Source organism: Ensifer sp. EB106-05-01-XG146, assembly GCF_058791875.1.
Genome location: NZ_JBYTDX010000001.1, coordinates 1,643,621 through 1,661,289, shown reverse-complemented (window position 1 = coordinate 1,661,289; position 17,669 = coordinate 1,643,621). Strand labels below are relative to the sequence as shown.

At 63.0% G+C, this 17,669-nt stretch carries 13 protein-coding genes; 8 read left to right on the top strand and 5 right to left on the bottom strand.

Annotated elements, in window-relative coordinates:
* Positions 1-261: 261 nt before the first annotated feature.
* Positions 262-2,880, top strand: a complete 2,619-nt coding sequence (gene cckA / locus AC3WVQ_RS08180; RefSeq protein WP_090293870.1) for a cell cycle histidine kinase CckA — start codon at positions 262-264, stop codon at positions 2,878-2,880.
* Between the two features lie 61 nt (positions 2,881-2,941).
* On the opposite strand, the gene AC3WVQ_RS08175 is transcribed toward cckA, so the two are convergent.
* The 3 genes from AC3WVQ_RS08175 to AC3WVQ_RS08165 form a co-directional block, all read right to left on the bottom strand.
* The gene (locus AC3WVQ_RS08175) at positions 2,942-3,220 is read right to left on the bottom strand and encodes a hypothetical protein (protein WP_090293868.1); all 279 of its coding nucleotides are present in this window, start codon (positions 3,218-3,220) and stop codon (positions 2,942-2,944) included.
* 75 nt (positions 3,221-3,295) lie between these two features.
* Positions 3,296-4,225 carry a pseudouridine-5'-phosphate glycosidase gene (locus AC3WVQ_RS08170; protein WP_034794581.1) on the bottom strand — a complete coding sequence of 310 codons (930 nt, stop codon included), beginning with the start codon at positions 4,223-4,225 and terminating at the stop codon, positions 3,296-3,298.
* 31 nt (positions 4,226-4,256) lie between these two features.
* Positions 4,257-5,204 carry a carbohydrate kinase family protein gene (locus tag AC3WVQ_RS08165; RefSeq protein ID WP_090293867.1) on the bottom strand — a complete coding sequence of 316 codons (948 nt, stop codon included), beginning with the start codon at positions 5,202-5,204 and terminating at the stop codon, positions 4,257-4,259.
* A gap of 319 nt (positions 5,205-5,523) precedes the next feature.
* Between AC3WVQ_RS08165 and recA the strand changes: the two genes are divergently transcribed.
* From recA to AC3WVQ_RS08145, 4 genes are all read left to right on the top strand, one after another.
* Positions 5,524-6,612: a recombinase RecA gene (gene recA, locus AC3WVQ_RS08160; protein WP_043614579.1), complete on the top strand. Its 1,089-nt coding sequence runs from the start codon at positions 5,524-5,526 to the stop codon at positions 6,610-6,612.
* A 231-nt stretch (positions 6,613-6,843) separates the two neighbouring features.
* Entirely contained in the window at positions 6,844-9,507 is a 2,664-nt protein-coding gene (gene alaS / locus AC3WVQ_RS08155) for an alanine--tRNA ligase (RefSeq protein ID WP_034794561.1), read from the top strand.
* A gap of 302 nt (positions 9,508-9,809) precedes the next feature.
* Positions 9,810-10,661, top strand: a complete 852-nt coding sequence (locus AC3WVQ_RS08150; RefSeq protein ID WP_060585072.1) for an AraC family transcriptional regulator — start codon at positions 9,810-9,812, stop codon at positions 10,659-10,661.
* Between the two features lie 209 nt (positions 10,662-10,870).
* Positions 10,871-11,866 carry a carbon-nitrogen hydrolase family protein gene (locus AC3WVQ_RS08145; protein ID WP_090293864.1) on the top strand — a complete coding sequence of 332 codons (996 nt, stop codon included), beginning with the start codon at positions 10,871-10,873 and terminating at the stop codon, positions 11,864-11,866.
* Between the two features lie 151 nt (positions 11,867-12,017).
* Here AC3WVQ_RS08145 and AC3WVQ_RS08140 read toward each other — a convergent pair whose 3' ends face one another.
* Positions 12,018-13,232, bottom strand: coding sequence for an NADP-dependent isocitrate dehydrogenase (locus tag AC3WVQ_RS08140; RefSeq protein WP_090293862.1), 1,215 nt, complete (start codon positions 13,230-13,232; stop codon positions 12,018-12,020).
* 278 nt (positions 13,233-13,510) lie between these two features.
* Between AC3WVQ_RS08140 and AC3WVQ_RS08135 the strand changes: the two genes are divergently transcribed.
* The 3 genes from AC3WVQ_RS08135 to murI all read left to right on the top strand — a co-directional run bounded on the left by AC3WVQ_RS08135 (position 13,511) and on the right by murI (position 17,214).
* Entirely contained in the window at positions 13,511-15,487 is a 1,977-nt protein-coding gene (locus tag AC3WVQ_RS08135) for an FUSC family protein (protein ID WP_492382689.1), read from the top strand.
* 64 nt (positions 15,488-15,551) lie between these two features.
* The gene (locus AC3WVQ_RS08130; protein ID WP_034794549.1) at positions 15,552-16,382 is read left to right on the top strand and encodes an RNA methyltransferase; all 831 of its coding nucleotides are present in this window, start codon (positions 15,552-15,554) and stop codon (positions 16,380-16,382) included.
* A complete protein-coding gene (gene murI / locus AC3WVQ_RS08125) occupies positions 16,369-17,214 on the top strand; it encodes a glutamate racemase (RefSeq protein ID WP_034794546.1) in 846 nt (281 codons plus the stop codon). The genes AC3WVQ_RS08130 and murI overlap by 14 nt, the downstream gene beginning before the upstream one ends.
* 36 nt (positions 17,215-17,250) lie before the next feature.
* Here murI and AC3WVQ_RS08120 read toward each other — a convergent pair whose 3' ends face one another.
* Positions 17,251-17,463: a hypothetical protein gene (locus AC3WVQ_RS08120; RefSeq protein WP_090293861.1), complete on the bottom strand. Its 213-nt coding sequence runs from the start codon at positions 17,461-17,463 to the stop codon at positions 17,251-17,253.
* Positions 17,464-17,669 lie beyond the last annotated feature (206 nt).

The window sequence follows — 17,669 nt, the reverse complement described above, 5'->3', positions numbered from 1 at the left end:
AACTCCTTCTGCCTTTCGAGTGGCAGTATTTGACGGCTTTTTTCGGGCTCGGACAAGCACTTCGCCGACATTCCCTGTGAATTGGCTCGAATGCTTCCGCACAGGTGCTTTTTGCTGTTATCTCTGATTGTTAAAGATGATTCTTGTCCGAATGATCGAGGGCGTGTCGGCTATGGCCGATTTTGCCCGGCGGTTTGAGCGGATGCCGGCCGGAAGGGCTGGGCCGCGCCGCGCGCGGCGCCGGCCGCGTAAGAGGACCCGATGACGAAATTGCGGCAGTCAGGCGACTACCAGATGCCGGTTGTTGACCGTGGCGTCAGGCCCGGAACCGTGCTGCGGATCGTGCTGCTCGCGATCGTCCTCACCGTCTCGGCCATCGCCTTCGTGATCTTCCGGAACCAGATGGAAAACGAGATCGTGCTCGGCATCCTCGGCGTTCTCGCCATGGTCGGCATCTTCTTTCTCGTGTCCTCGGTCATCGGCTTCATCGAGGTGATGCCGCAATCGCGCCCGGACGAGCTGGCGCGCGCCTTTCTCGATGCGCATGAGGACGGCACGATCGTCACGGACCGGAAGGGCCGGATCATCTACGCCAACGCCGCCTATGGCGCGCTCACGGGCGCGAGGAACGCTGCCGGCATCCAATCGCTCGAAACGATCCTGTCGCGCAATCGCGAGGCGACGGAAGCAATCTACCGGCTGACCAACGGCCTGCACGAGGGCAAGCAGGGGCATGAGGAATTCCGCCTGCTGAAGCCGCTTGCGACCGGTGCGGCCACCGGCTCCGGCGCCCATTGGTTCCGGCTGAAGGCACGCGTGCTGCCGCTCGAAGACAGCGAGCGCAATCCGCTCTATCTCTGGCAGATCGCCGACATCACCGCCGAACGCGACGACCAGGAGCGCTTCTTCAAGGAATTGCAGAACGCGATTGATTATCTTGATCACGCACCCGCCGGCTTCTTCTCCGCCGGCCGCAAGGGCGAGATCTTCTATATCAACGCCACGCTTGCCGACTGGCTCGGCATCGATCTCACCAAGTTCCAGCCGGGCTCGATAAGTATTGGCGATCTGGTGGCAGGCGAGGGGCTGACGCTCGTCCAGGCGGTGCAGGCCGAACCGGGTCTGAAGAAGACCAAGATGCTCGACCTCGACCTGCGCAAGTTGAACGGCCAGAGCCTGCCGGTGCGCATGATCCACCGTGTCTCCTCGACCCGCGACGGCGCGCCCGGCGAAAGCCGCACCATCGTCATGTCGCGCGAGGGCGGCGAGGACAGCGACCAGTCGGCGTCGAGCGCAGCGATGCGTTTTACCCGCTTCTTCAACAATACGCCGATGGCGATCGCCTCGGTCGATGGCAATGGCCGGATCCTGCGCACCAACGCGCCGTTCCTGAAGCTGTTTTCCGGTCTCGTCTCGCAGGACGACGTCGAGCGCGGCGCGCTGATCGATGCAGTGGTGCACGAAACCGAGAAGCTTCGCCTGCACGACGCGCTGGCGGCCGCCAAGGACCGGCAGGGCGACATCGCGCCGATCGACGCGCTGCACCCGACCGATGGCGAGCGCCATTTCCGCTTCTACGTCAATGCCGTGATCGACCAGACCGATCAGGCGCCGGAGGAAGCGGCGATCATCTATGCGCTGGAGATTACCGAGCAGAAAGCGCTCGAAAACCAGATGGCGCAGACGCAGAAGATGAACGCCGTGGGCACGCTTGCCGGCGGCATCGCGCACGACTTCAACAACGTGCTGACGGCGATCCTGCTGTCGTCCGACCACCTGCTTCTGTCTGCCCGGCCGGCCGACCCGAGCTTCGCCGACCTGATGGAGATCAAGCGCAACGCCAACCGTGCCGCTGTTCTCGTGCGGCAGCTGCTTGCTTTCTCGCGCAAGCAGACGATGCGGCCGACGGTGCTCAACATGACCGACGTGATCGGCGACCTGCGCATGCTGGTCGACCGCATGACCGGAACGAACGTCAAGGTCGAGGTCGACTATGGTCGCGATCTCTGGCCGGTCCGGACCGATCTCGGCCAGTTCGAACAGGTGCTTTTGAACCTCGCGGTCAACGCCCGCGACGCCATGCCCCAAGGCGGCATCATTACACTTCGCACCCGCAATCTGCCGGCGGCGGAGGTTTCGGCCTTCGGACGCCGTGAGCTGCCGGACGAAGACTTCGTGATGGTGGAAGTTTCCGACCAGGGAACAGGTATTGCGCCCGAAATCCTCGACAAAATCTTCGAGCCGTTTTTCACGACCAAGGAAGTGGGCAAGGGCACCGGTCTCGGCCTGTCGATGGTCTATGGCATCGTCAAGCAGTCGGGCGGCTACATCTATCCGGAATCGGAAGTGGGCAAGGGCACGACCTTCCGCATCCTCTTGCCGCGCCATATCGAGGTGCCGGTTGCGCCCGAGGAGCCCGCGCAGGCAGGCACCGGAACCGTTGCTGCGCCGGTGGTGCAGACGATAGCGGCTCCCGTGGTCAAGACCGAGGAGCCGACCGATCTCACCGGAGATTCGGCAGTCGTGCTGCTCGTCGAGGACGAGGAGGCTGTTCGCCGCGGCGGCAAGCGCATGCTGGAAACGCGCGGCTACACCGTCTACGAAGCGGGCTCCGGCGTCGAGGCGCTCGACATCATGGACGAGCTCAACGGCGCCGTCGATATCGTCGTATCCGACGTGGTGATGCCGGAAATGGACGGACCGACGCTCCTGACCGAACTGCGCAAGAAGTACCCGGACCTGAAGTTCATCTTCGTCTCGGGCTATGCCGAAGACGCCTTTGCCCGCAACCTGCCGGCGGATGCCAAGTTCGGCTTCCTGCCGAAACCGTTCTCGCTGAAGCAGCTGGCGGTATCCGTGCGCGAAATGCTCGATTCCTAGAGCCGTTGAACGCCAGGGGATATCGACCGGGGTCGGCGCTGGGTACGTTAGGCTTCCGCCCCTAGTCGTTCTGCTGCCTTGACCAAGGCCCATTGGCCGAGCCGCGCGTTGCCGACCAGCCGGGAGGAAGATCGGCGATCTCGTCAAGGTCGGTGTGGCGCTCGACGACCTCCGCCATCGCGACCACGAGCACTTTCGGCATGTCGATCGGTGCGCCATCTGTAAACGCCCATGAATGATCGTCTTCATGATGTGTTGCGACGAGAACCGGGTGCCCCGCGAGCACCGAGCGGCAGGTAACGCAGGCAACATCAGGTGCTTGATCAAACTTCCAACGCATCGTCAGCCTTCGCCAATGTAAAAAGCCCGGCGCTTGCGGGCCGGGCTTCTCTATTTCTCGCCGTTTCTTACCGGATTACTTCACGTTCAACGCGACGGCGATCTCGCCGGCAAGCCGGGCATTGTTCTCGACCAGCGCGATGTTGGTCTCGAGGCTGCGGCCCTCGGTCATTTCAAAGAGGTTGCTGAGCAGATAGGGCGTGACCGCCTTGCCGGTGATCTCGTCGTTCTCGGCATTGTCGAGCGCGCGGGCGATATAGATTTCCATCTCTTCGCGCGGGATCTCGGCAGCTTCCGGAACCGGATTGGCAACCAGCATGCCGCCTTCGACGCCGAGCAGCTCGCGCATGGTCTGGAAGTTGGCGATCGCGGCCGGGCTGTTCAGCATCAGCGGGCTCTTGAGGCCGCTGTCGCGTGACCAGAAGGCCGGGAAGATTTCGCTGTCATAGGTGACGACCGGAACGCCGCGGGTCTCGAGCACTTCGAGCGTCTTCGGAATGTCGAGGATCGCCTTCGCGCCGGCGCAGACGACGATGACACCGGTGCGGGCGAGTTCATCGAGGTCGGCGGAGATGTCAAAGGAGAGCTCGGCGCCACGGTGCACGCCGCCGATGCCGCCGGTCGCAAAGACGCGGATGCCGGCGCGGGCAGCAGCGATCATCGTCGCGGCGACGGTGGTCGCGCCGGTGCGGCGCTCGGCGATCGCGAAGGCGAGATCGGCGCGCGAGACCTTCATCGCGCCCTGGGTCTTGGCCAGTTCTTCGAGTTTGGCATCGTCAAGGCCGATATGCAGTACGCCATGAATGACGGCGATGGTCGCCGGCACGGCACCCTGTTCGCGGATGATCGCTTCAACGCTGCGGGCCATGTTCAGGTTGCCCGGGTAGGGCATGCCATGGGTGATGATGGTCGATTCCAGCGCCACGATCGGCGCGCCACGCGCCTTGGCGGCTGCGACCTCGTCGGAATATTCCATCGGCAGGAAGGGGGAAGCGGGTTTGGTCATGGTCTTTCCTTGGGAGTTCTGCTGGCAAATGTCATGACAGCATTTGGGGCGTGGGCACAAGGGCCAGCGCCTGTTCGAGATTGGCCGCGGACATCTCTTCGGATGCGGCCAAGGGAGAACGCAACGTCAAACCGGCGGCTGCGATGCCGTGCCGCAGGCAATCGGCGATATCGCGGCCGGCAAGGCGGGCGGAAAGGAAGCCGGAGGCGAGCGCGTCGCCGGCGCCGGTGACGTCGGCAAGGGCGGGCAGGGCCGGCGGCACGACGACACAGGCGCTATCGCCCTCGAAGGCAACGACCGCACGGCCGCCCCGGGTCACGACGCCTCCGTTGATGCCGAGACCGCGCAACAGGGCCGGCCATTCTTCCGCCTCGGCCGCCTCCTTGCCGGTCAGCGCCCGCGCCTCGGATTCGTTCATGAACAGGAACGAGAGATGCGAGAGGCACGGCCGGTAGCGGATGACCTTGGCCGGCGAAACAGCGATGCCGGCGACGAGGCGGCCGTTGCCGGCAGCCGACTGGGCAAGTGCGGCGATCGTTTCTTCCGGCAGGTTGGCGTCGGTCAGCACCAGCTTGCTCGCGGCGATGACCTCGCGGAGCGCCCGCCGCTGCAACTGCCGTGGCGAGAACAGCCGGTAGAGTTCCATGTCGGCGAGCGCAATCACCAGATTGCCGTCGTTTTCGAGGATCGCCGTATAGCTCGGCGTCTGGCGGTCAAGAAAGGTGAGGGGACTGTCGATGACGCCAGCGGCGGCCGCGGCTGCGGTCACCATCTCGCCGGCCGCATCACCGCCGCGGGTGCTGATCATGCGCACGCTGTGGCCAAGCCGCGCCAGGTTGCGCGCGGCATTGAAACCACCGCCGCCCGCTTCTTCGAACCAGCTTCCCGGATTGCTCGACCCGGGCGCTGTCGTTCCCGATATACGGCCGCGCCTGTCGATATGCGCGCCACCGAAAACGGCGATGTCAGCTTGCGTCATGAATGTTCCTCTGCTTGGCCGATCGGCCGAATATCTGTTGGCATCCTGCAATGCCGCGTCGCGAAGCGCCACGCGCCCGACCTGCTCAAAGTCTCATGCGCAGGCGAATCGGCCGAGCCTTGCCGGGCAGGTTCGAAGGGCTTGCGCCAACATTCGAAAACTCTGGTTTCGTTCCGTGAACAAGAATCGAACGTATCGTTGAAAGCTATTGTTTTTCAATGTGTTGTCGCGCTCTTGCAAATACGGAACAAAACATGTACAAAAACTCCTGCGGCGGCTTCATTGCCTCGGTAGCTTCAATAACCTAAAGGTGGACCAAATGGCACAAAACTCTTTGCGGCTCGTAGAGGACAAATCGGTGGATAAAAGCAAGGCGCTTGAAGCGGCACTTTCCCAGATCGAACGTTCGTTCGGTAAGGGATCGATCATGAAGCTCGGTGGGAAGGACAGCATCATTGAGATCGAGACGGTTTCGACCGGCTCTCTCAGCCTCGACATCGCGCTCGGCATTGGCGGCCTGCCGAAGGGCCGCATCGTTGAAATTTACGGCCCGGAAAGCTCGGGTAAGACGACGCTGGCGCTGCAGACCGTCGCCGAAGCACAGAAGAAGGGCGGCATCTGCGCCTTCGTCGATGCTGAACACGCGCTTGACCCGGTTTATGCCCGCAAGCTCGGCGTCGATCTCGAAAACCTCTTGATCTCGCAGCCCGACACCGGCGAACAGGCGCTTGAGATCACCGACACGCTGGTGCGCTCCGGCGCGATCGACGTTCTCGTCGTTGACTCGGTTGCAGCGCTCGTGCCGCGCGCCGAAATCGAGGGCGAAATGGGCGACAGCCTGCCGGGCATGCAGGCCCGCCTGATGAGCCAGGCGCTGCGCAAGCTGACGGCGTCGATCTCCAAGTCGAACTGCATGGTCATCTTCATCAACCAGATCCGCATGAAGATCGGCGTCATGTTCGGTTCGCCGGAAACCACCACCGGCGGCAACGCGCTGAAGTTCTACGCCTCGGTTCGCCTCGACATCCGCCGCATCGGCTCGGTCAAGGAGCGCGAAGAGGTCGTCGGCAACCAGACCCGCGTCAAGGTCGTCAAGAACAAGATGGCCCCTCCCTTCAAGCAGGTCGAATTCGACATCATGTATGGCGAGGGCGTATCGAAGACCGGCGAACTGGTCGACCTCGGCGTCAAGGCCGGCATCGTCGAAAAGTCTGGCGCCTGGTTCTCCTACAACAGCCAGCGTCTCGGCCAGGGCCGCGAGAACGCCAAGACGTTCCTGCGCGACAATCCGGATCTCGCGCGCGAAATCGAGACGGCGCTGCGCCAGAACGCCGGCCTGATCGCTGATCGGTTCCTCGAGAATGGCGGTCCGGAAGCGGACGACGGTGACGAGCCGCCGGAAGCATAAGCCGCTCGGTCCACTGAGGTTACCAGAAAACCGGTCGTCCCGTGGGCGGCCGGTTTTTTGCTGGCGTCTGGACAGTCGGATATGTGAGCGATAAAAGCCTTTGGTTCCGGCGACCCAGCGCGTTGGAGGGTGCGGTCACCACGGGTGGCCGCAGGGTTTAGGGACAATGGCTTAGTGGCGCGGCGTGGGCCGGACCCGGGCCGGAATCGGTGCTTAAGAATAGGACGCAAGATGAGCGGCGTGAATGAAATCCGGTCGACCTTTCTCGACTATTTCCGCAGGAACGGTCACGAGGTCGTGTCGTCGAGCCCGTTGGTGCCGCGCAATGACCCGACATTGATGTTCACCAATGCCGGCATGGTGCAGTTCAAGAACGTCTTCACCGGCCTGGAGCAGCGTCCCTATTCGACGGCCGTTACGGCACAGAAGTGCGTTCGCGCCGGCGGCAAGCACAACGACCTCGACAATGTCGGCTACACCGCGCGTCACCACACCTTCTTCGAAATGCTCGGCAACTTCTCCTTCGGCGATTACTTCAAGGAGAACGCGATCGAGCTCGCCTGGAACCTGATCACCAAGGAGTATGGCCTCGACGCCAAGCGCCTGCTGGTCACGGTCTACCACACCGACGACGAGGCCTTCGATCTCTGGAAGAAGATCGCCGGTTTCTCCGACGACCGCATCATCCGCATCCCGACCAGTGACAACTTCTGGGCCATGGGCGATACCGGCCCCTGCGGCCCGTGCTCGGAAATCTTCTACGACCACGGCGACCATATCTGGGGCGGACCTCCGGGCTCGGCCGACGAAGACGGTGACCGCTTCATCGAGATCTGGAACCTCGTCTTCATGCAGTACGAGCAGATCACCAAGGAAGAGCGGGTCAACCTGCCGCGTCCGTCGATCGATACCGGCATGGGCCTCGAGCGTCTCGCAGCCGTTCTCCAGGGCGAACACGACAACTACGACATCGACCTCTTCCGCGCGCTGATCGCGGCTTCGGAAGAAGCGACCGGCGTCAAGGCTGAGGGCGACCGTCGCGCCAGCCATCGCGTCATTGCCGACCACCTGCGTTCGTCCGCCTTCCTGATCGCCGACGGCGTGCTGCCGTCGAACGAAGGCCGCGGCTACGTGCTTCGCCGCATCATGCGTCGTGCGATGCGTCACGCGCAGCTGCTGGGCGCCCAGGATCCGTTGATGTGGAAGCTCTTGCCGGCACTCGTCGGCCAGATGGGCCGCGCCTATCCGGAACTGGTGCGCGCCGAAGCGCTGATCTCCGAGACGCTGAAGCTTGAGGAAACCCGTTTCCGCAAGACGCTGGAGCGCGGTCTCAATCTGCTGTCCGACGCATCTGCCGATCTGTCTGAAGGCGACCAGTTCAACGGTGAAACCGCCTTCAAGCTCTACGACACCTACGGCTTCCCGCTCGACCTGACCCAGGACGCGCTGCGCGCCAAGGGCATCACCGTCGACACCGACGCCTTCTCGGTTGCCATGGAGCGCCAGAAGGCCGAAGCCCGCGCCAACTGGGCCGGTTCCGGTGAAGCTGCGACCGAGACCATCTGGTTCGAGCTCAAGGAAAAGCACGGCGCGACCGATTTCCTCGGCTATGACACCGAGACCGCCGAGGGCGTGATCCAGGCGATCGTGCGCGATGGCGCTGTCGTAGCAACCGCCGCCAAGGGCGACACGGTCCAGGTGGTGCTCAACCAGACGCCGTTCTACGGCGAATCGGGCGGCCAGATGGGCGATACCGGCACGATCACGACGGAAAGCGGCAAGCTCACCGTCACCGACACGCAGAAGCGCGGCGAGGGGCTCTTCGTCCACTTCGCGACCGTGGCCGAAGGCACGGTCAAGACCGGCGACGCCGCCCAGCTCGACGTCGATCACGCCCGCCGCTCGCGCCTGCGCGCCAACCATTCGGCCACGCACCTCCTGCATGAGGCGCTTCGCGAAGTGCTTGGCACCCACGTGGCCCAGAAGGGCTCGCTGGTAGCGCCGGAACGCCTGCGCTTCGACGTTTCTCATCCGAAGCCGATGACGGCGGAGGAGTTGAAGGTCGTTGAAGAGATGGCCAACGAGATCATCGTCCAGAACACGCCGGTGACCACGCGTCTGATGAGCGTCGATGATGCGATTGCCGAAGGTGCGATGGCGCTCTTCGGCGAGAAGTACGGCGATGAGGTTCGCGTCGTCTCGATGGGTCGCGGCATCCACGGCTCCAAGGCCAACCGCGCTTATTCCGTCGAACTCTGCGGCGGCACGCACGTGTCTGCCACCGGTGACATCGGCCTGGTGCGCGTCGTCTCGGAAAGCGCCGTCGGCGCCGGCGTTCGTCGCCTCGAGGCGCTGACCGGTGAAGCGGCACGCGCTTATCTGAACGAGCAGGACGAGCGCGTGAAGACGCTCGCCAACACGCTGAAGGTTCAGCCGGGCGACGTGCTCGGCCGCGTCGAGGCGCTGCTCGACGAGCGCCGCAAGCTGGAACGCGAGCTGACTGAGGCCAAGAAGAAGCTGGCACTCGGTGGTGGCGGCGAAGCGGGTTCGGCCGATGCCGCCCGCGAAATCGCCGGCGTTCGCTTCCTCGGCAAGGTCGTTTCGGGCGTCGAGCCCAAGGATCTGAAGAGCCTGGCCGATGACGGCAAGAAGAGCCTCGGCTCCGGCGTCGTTGCCTTCGTCGGCGTTTCCGGCGATGGCAAGGCAAGCGCGGTCGTTGCCGTGACCGACGACTTGACCTCGAAGCTCAGCGCCGTTGACCTCGTTCGCGTCGCATCCGCCGCTCTCGGCGGAAAGGGCGGCGGCGGCCGTCCCGACATGGCCCAGGCCGGCGGTCCGGATGGCGACAAGGCGGCCGAAGCGATCGAAGCGGTGGCCGTCGCACTCGCCGGCTGATTGGTACCCGCAGCAGAATAGGAAAAGGGGCGTCCGTTGCGGCGCCCTTTTTGTTTGCATCGGGCAGGGCTTGTGTAGCTTCACGCTCGCGGTCCCGCGAGCCCCCTCCGGTCGTGCGTGTCATACCCCGCCGGATCACCAGCCCACACGAACAGAGCCTCGGCGCCTCGGACGGTCAAACCGGGGTCCTATATCGCGGAAGGCTCGTACAAATCTCAGTCGAAGCACGCCCGCAACTCCGCAGGATTTGTCAAATTGATCTATGGTCTACCCATCCGTGAGCAAAGCGCGAAAGGTTGGACATGGAAGAGCGGGTAGCGTGGGCGACCTATGAACGGCGTCTGCACCGGGTCAGCGACTACATCTACGGTCATCTCGACGGCGATCTCGACCTTGATCGCCTTTCCGAGATTGCCTGTCTGTCGCCGCACCATTGGCACCGGATCTACCGGGCCGTTCACCGCGAGACGCTGGCAGGAACGGTGAAGCGGCTGCGGCTGCAGCGGGCAGCGGCCGATCTCGCCCAGACCGATCTTCCTGTCGAAACGATCGCGCAGCGCTCTGGCTATCCCAATCTGCAATCCTTCAACCGCACCTTCAAGGCCGCCTATGGGCTGCCGCCGGCGCGATACCGCAAGGAGGGGAGCCATGTCGCCTTTGAAACCGCTTCAACGGAAGGAATTCCAGACATGTATGAAGTCACCCTGAAGGACGTCGAAGCCTTCGACCTCGTCGGCGTCGCCCACACCGGCTCCTATATGGAGATCGGCAAGGCGTTCGAGACGCTTTATGGCACCCTCTTTTCACGGCAATTGTTCCGGCCGGACATGGAGATGATCGGCATCTACCTCGACGATCCGGAACTGGTGCCCGCGGAAAAACTGCGCTCCTTTGCCTGCGTCAGCGCGCGCGGACCGATGCCGGCGGAGGCGCCGTTGACCCCGCAGCATCTCGACGGCGGCCGCTATGCGGTGCTTCGCCACAAAGGCCCTTACGCGGATATGCCGAAGGCCTACCAATGGCTCTACGGCACATGGCTGCCGCAGTCCGGCCGCGATATCCGCGACAGCCTGATGTTCGAGAAATATCTCAACAATCCCCGCGAAGTTGCGCCGACCGAACTCTTGAGCGAGATCTATCTGCCTTTGAAGTGACAGACACCCGAGCACACACCCGCAATTGACGAATCAGTGTCCGAGCGGCACCTTTTGGTTCGGCGTGGCCTGCGCCGAACCTCCAAAGATCGTCCCCAGCACGATCCTTTCACGGAGGCAAAGGGACTTCAGTCTCGGGTCGCAATCTAGGTCCCACCGTTTCGGGTCCGGTTGTTGGGGAACTTGCCCGAGACGCGAAAGGCCCTGTGATGACTGAAAACCGAAATTTCAAACGGCGCGTTCGCGCCCGTGCCGCCAAGACCGGCGAATCCTATACAACTGCACTCATGCATCTTCGCCAGGCGTCGGCGGAAGACTTGGTGGCGCAACCAAGATTGCTGCGCCTGGCCGTGGCGCAATCCGGCTATTTCGACGATCCCCGCGATGCGGCGGCCCTTCACCATGCCGGCGAAGGGATCCGACACCTGATGCGGGAGGCGCATCGGGCCGGGGCGCGGGTGCTGCATTTCCCCGAGGGCGCGACGTGCTTTCCGAACAAGCGCATCATGTCGACGATCGGTCCGCGCGAAATAGGCCAGTCCGATTGGCGCCGTTTCGAGTGGACGGTTCTGCGCAAAGAGCTTGATACCATACGGACGTTGGCGCGGGACCTCGGCCTATGGACGGTCCTTGGATCCGTTCACAAGCTCACCGAACCGCATCGCCCGCACAACAGCCTCTATGTGATCTCGGACAAGGGGGCGGTCGCGACACGCTACGACGAGCGCATGCTGTCGAACACCAAGGTCTCGTTCATGTACACGCCCGGAACGATCCCTTTGGCGTTCGAGATCGACGGCGTCCGCTTCGGCTGCGCGCTCGGCATCGAGTGCCACTTTCCCGAGCTTTTCATCGAATACGAACAGCTGAACGTCGATTGCGTGCTGTTTTCGACCTCCGGCGGCGCTCTGGCGAACGACATTGCCTTTGCCGCCGAGGTGCAGGGGCATGCTTCAATCAATCGCTATTGGGCGAGTTTTGCGGTTCTCGCGCAGCCCGGCCTGACGGCTCCTTCAGGGATTGTTTCGCCCGACGGGCAATGGGCGGTCCGATGCAGCGGGGATGGACCATCGATCGTCGTGGCGGATATCGGCAGGGACCCCGTCGATCCGGCCCGGCCATGGCGCCGGAGCGCGAGAGGCGGGATCTACGACCCGCATATCGTCAGCGACGATCCGCGCAGCAGCAGCCGCGACATGTTCTAGCAGTCGCTGCCGGTAGCATGGCCGCGCTCGCCTTGAAGTCGTGCGAGTACCGGCTGCAGTCCGGCGCCAATCCGCGTTCCGGAATTTTCATTGGTCCAAAAAAGAAACCCGGCGCGAGGCCGGGTTTCGTTGTCTCTGGGACTGGAGCCTATCAGGCAGCCATGGCCTTCTGCAGGTTCTCGTCGATCTTGTCGAGGAAGCCGGTGGTCGAGAGCCACGGCTGATCGGGACCGATGAGGAGCGCCAGGTCCTTGGTCATGAAGCCGGCTTCGACGGTGTCGACGCAGACCTTCTCAAGCGTTTCGGAGAACTTTGCGAGTTCGGAATTGCCGTCGAGCTTCGCGCGATGAGCGAGACCACGGGTCCAGGCAAAGATCGAGGCGATCGAGTTGGTCGAGGTTTCTTCGCCCTTCTGGTGCTGGCGGTAGTGGCGGGTAACCGTGCCGTGCGCGGCTTCGGCTTCAACCGTCTTGCCATCCGGCGTCATCAGGACCGAGGTCATCAGGCCGAGCGAGCCGAAGCCCTGGGCGACGATGTCCGACTGCACGTCGCCGTCGTAGTTCTTGCATGCCCAGACGTAGCCGCCGGACCACTTCAGGGCCGAGGCGACCATGTCGTCGATCAGGCGGTGTTCGTACCAGATCTTCAGTTCCTTGAACTTCTCGGCGAATTCGGCGTCGAAGACCTGCTGGAAGATGTCCTTGAAGCGACCGTCATAGACCTTGAGGATGGTGTTCTTGGTCGACAGGTACACCGGAACCTTGCGCTGGATACCGTAGTTGAACGAAGCGCGCGCGAATTCGGTGATCGAATCGTCCAGGTTGTACATACCCATGGCAACGCCGGCCGACGGTGCGTCGAAGACGTCGTATTCGATTTCCTTGCCGTCTTCGCCGACGAACTTCATCGTCAGCTTGCCCTTGCCCGGGAACTTGAAGTCGGTGGCGCGGTACTGGTCGCCGAAGGCGTGACGGCCGACGATGATCGGCTTGGTCCAGCCCGGAACCAGGCGCGGAACGTTCTTGCAGATGATCGGCTCGCGGAAGATGACGCCGCCGAGGATGTTGCGGATCGTGCCGTTCGGCGACTTCCACATCTTCTTCAGCTTGAACTCCTCGACGCGGGCTTCATCCGGCGTGATCGTGGCGCACTTGACGCCGACGCCGTGCTTCTTGATCGCGTTGGCAGCGTCGATCGTTACCTGGTCTTCAGTAGCATCGCGGTTTTCGACGCTGAGGTCGTAATATTCCAGATCGACGTCGAGGTAGGGATGGATCAGCTTGTCCTTGATGAACTGCCAGATGATGCGGGTCATCTCATCGCCGTCGAGTTCGACGACCGGATTGGCGACCTTGATCTTTGCCATGAATATGCCTCGTAGCTTATGCGGGACAGCGGGAGCGATGTCCCTTCCTCTCTGAAAAATCCTGTGCCCTATAGCACTCAGAACCGACAAGGCAAAGCATGCTTGGCTGAAACTTTGGATGGAGGTGGAGACGGACCTCGGACGGCTCTTCGCCACCGCTTTTCGACGCCTGCTTTCGTCGCGCCGGCCTTGCAAAGATCGCATCTGCCGCTATGCAGGAAGAACCGGCGAAGGCGGCGCGCGTCCACAGGCGGCCGCGGGACAAGCAAAGGCTTCCGATGGCACTTCGTTCCCGTATGCGCGATTGGCTTCTTGCCAACGATCCGGCCTTCTCCCGCCTGCGGCAGGCCTCGCGCATCACCGCGACCATCGTCGTTTCCATCCTGCTGCTGATGGCGTTTCATTACCTCGTCGCACCGCTGCCGCCGGCCGCCTTCGGGCTTGCGGCGTCGCTGTCGATCGAAGGGGGACTGGCGGTGCGCGATCGCACCATTGCCGGCCAGCGGCTCACCCGCATCATCGCCGTCCTCGTCGGCGTTTCGATGGTGGGGCTTGCGTCGGTTCTCGAGAATCACCGCTACGTTTCCGACGTCGTCTTCCTGCTGATCATCTTTCTCGCGGTCTATGGCCGCTCCTTCGGCCCCCGCGGTTTTGCCGTCGGCATGTTCGCCTTCATGTCCTATTTCACCGGCGCCTATCTGAGGCCCACGCTCGACCAGTTGCCAGCCCTGTTCTTCGGAGCGGCCGTCTCGGCCACCGTCGCGCATCTCGTCCGCACGCGGCTGTTGCCGGATGATCGCTATCGCGACCTCCTGCGCGCCACCGCAAGCGTGCAGCGTCGCGTAGACCAGATGCTGCTGCAACTGGCGGAGATCGCCCGCAAGCCCGTTCTGTCACCGGCCGATCGTCGTCAGCTGCATGCGGCCGAAGAGCGTCTGAAGGAAGCGGTGCTGATGGCGGAAAGCTTCATTCCGACGGAAAACCGGCGGCCGGAACCGCAGCCCGGCCTTACGACCTCCGACCTCGTCATCAACCTCTTCGACCTGCATCTTGCGGCCGAAAGCGTGATGGTCGTCAGCTTCCAATCGATGCCGCCGCCGGCACTGGTGGAGGCGATGGTGGCGCGCGACGGCGGACGGATCGACGCGGAGATCGCGCGGCTCGGCGATGCCGCTCCGCGCCGCGAAGAAACGGTGAAGGCGCTGCTGTGGCTGCGCAACGTCCGGCAAAGGCTCGCCCGAAGCCTTGCAAAGCTGACGCCGGCCGATCTGGAAGAGCCGCCACTGCACTTGAGCGGCGTTGCCGCCCGCTGGAGGCCGTCGCTGAACGATCCCGCCTTGAAGGCGGCGATCCAGATCACGCTCGCTTCGGGCATCGCCATGGTGTTCGGGTTGATGCTGTCGCGGGAGCGTTGGTTCTGGGCGGTGCTTGCTGCGTTTCTCGTCTTCACCAACACGCGCTCGCGTGGCGATACGGCGGTCAAGGCGCTGCAGCGCTCGGCCGGCACACTGTTTGGCATTGTGGTCGGCATCATCGTCGGCACGCTGGTAGCCGGCAATATCTACCTGGTGCTGCCGCTCAGCGCACTTTGCGTCTTTCTCGCCTTCTATTTCCTCGCCGTCTCCTATGCGACGATGACCTTCTTCATCTCCGTCGTTCTGTCGCTGGTCTATAGCCTGATGGGCGTGCTGAGCCCGCATCTGCTGCAACTGCGCCTGGAGGAAACCATGATCGGCTCGATCGCCGGTGCGGCGGTCGCCTTCGTCGTGTTTCCGACGCGCATCCGCACGACGCTCGATGCCGCCGTCGCAACCTGGTGCGACGAACTCAAGGGCCTGCTGCAGGCGGCGCGGGACGGGGCATCGGGTCTGGTGCTCATTACCCGCTCGCAGGCGCTCGACCGCGCCTATCGTGACCTGGCCGCCGCCGCAAAGCCGCTCGGGCTTCCCTGGCAGTTGGTGACGCGTCCCGGTCATGTGCGCCAGGCGCTGGCGATCTTCATGGCCTGCACCTACTGGGCACGGGTTTTCGCGCGGCGTGTCGGCACGGATGCGGCGCTGGAAGGAACCGATTTCAAGGCGGACATCGACGCCAATCTCGCGCTCGTCCAGACGGTGCGCGACAAGGCCTCGGCCTATTTCTACCAGGTCGGCCGGATCGGTGCGCCGGTCGATCGCCACCTGCCGATTTCGAAGGACGATGCGGAGCTTGGTCTGGAAATGATCGGGGTGTCTCTCAACCGGCTTCATTTGTAGTGGACTTTAATTTCGCCCGCATTTGTGCAAGGGAAACGCCGAACGAAAGGCGAAGGCTAAGGAAATGGCAGGAACGAACAGCGAGCGCGAACTTCTGGCGGAAGGACCGGCGATCATTCTCGCCTATCCGCAGCTCGGCGAAAACATCGGTATGGTCGCCCGCGCGATGGCGAATTTCGGCCTGGCGGAGCTTCGGCTCGTCAATCCGCGCGACGGCTGGCCGAGCGAAAAGGCACGATCAGCCGCAAGCCGTGCCGACCACGTGATCGACGCTGCCAAGCTCTATGGTTCGGTCGAAGAGGCGATCGCCGATCTCAACTTCGTCTATGCGACGACCGCCCGCGACCGCGATGGCTACAAGCCGGTGCGTTCGCCGATCGTCGCGGCGCGCACACTCCGCCAGCGCTTCCAGACCGGAGAGAAAACCGGCATCCTGTTCGGACGCGAGCGCACGGGCCTCACCAACGAAGAGGTGGCTCTGGCCGACGAGATCGTGACCTTTCCGGTCAATCCCGCTTTCGCCTCGCTCAATCTCGCCCAGGCCGTGCTTCTGATGTCCTATGAATGGCTGAAGACCGGCATGGAGTCTGAGGACCAGACCTCGTTCCAGGCGATCTCGCAGCGGCCGGCGACCAAGGAACACCTGCAGGGTCTGTTCGAGCATGTCGAGGAAGCGCTTGAGGCGCGCAACTACTTCCGTTCCGCCGACAAAAAGCCGAAATTGGTCGAGAACCTGCGCGCGGTTCTGACCAGGCCGTCCTTTACCGAATCCGAAATCCAGGTGCTGCGCGGCGTCATTTCTTCGCTCGACCGGTTCACGCGGGAAAACCCGCGCGGCTCCGGCGCTCCGGGCGAACACAGCAGGAAAGCGCGAGACAAAGGTGACAGCGAGTGAACTGAAACCCATCCTCGTCTTCGACAGCGGCATTGGTGGCTTGACCGTGCTGCGAGAGGCGAGGGTGCTGATGCCCGAGCGGCATTTCATCTATGTCGCCGACGATGCCGGCTTTCCCTATGGCGGCTGGGAAGAGGCGGCGCTGAAAGAGCGCGTGATCGCGCTCTTCGGCCGGCTGCTTTCCGAGCATGATCCGGAAATTTGCGTGATCGCCTGCAACACCGCCTTCACGCTGGTGGGCGCCGATCTGCGCGCGGCCTTTCCTCAAATGACCTTTGTGGGCACGGTGCCCGCGATCAAGCCGGCGGCAGAGCGCACACGCTCCGGCCTCGTTTCGGTGCTGGCGACCCCGGGTACCGTCAAGCGGGCCTATACGCGCGATCTCATCCAGTCCTTCGCCAGCCAATGCCATGTGCGGCTCGTCGGCTCCGAAAACCTCGCCAAGATGGCGGAGGCCTATATCCGCGGCGAGAAACTGGACGACGAAACGGTACTAGCCGAGATCGCACCGTGTTTCGTCGAGATGGACGGCAGGAAGACCGATATCGTCGTGCTTGCCTGCACCCACTATCCCTTCATGGCGAACGTCTTCCGCAGGCTGGCACCCTGGCCGGTCGACTGGCTGGATCCGGCCGAAGCGATTGCCAGACGGGCGCGTTCGCTCGTGCCGCAACCGAACGGCTTCGAACCGCTCAACGGCCAGGACCCGGCGATCTTCACCTCCGGCAAACCGGATTTCGCCACGCGGCGGCTGATGCAGGGCTTTGGCCTGACGGTGGCACTTGATGCCATCGGGGAAAAGCGAGCAGGGCATGCCGAAGCGATCGGGTAGTGCCCGTTCATGCGTTCCTATGGCCGGCACGGCACTTTAAAAGAAGATCGCCAGCAACAGGCCGATCAGAACAGCTAGCACGCAGGCGGCGCGAAAGCGCATGCGGCTGGCGCGTTCGGCGTCGTCTTTCGAGGCGACCCGTTGCGTGTCCTTGTAAGCATCGCGCATACGGCGATCGAGATTGTTCAGTTCCATCTGCTGCGCTGTTTCGTGGTGCTGCATTCTGCCCCGGCAAATCGCTTCGACCAAATCGCATATGGGCGTCCGTGCCTTCTCGCAAAAGTACGATATTCAACTTTTTATTGTGACCGCCAGATTCTACATCCGGTTCTTTTCCGAGGAGACTTTCCTAAGCGTATTCCCTGTGGGTTATGTGCGCCGACGGCAGGATTTCCGGGAAATCCGTGCTAGGTGTCGCCCGATAGGCGGTCTCCGCGTGATCGCGAATCAATCAA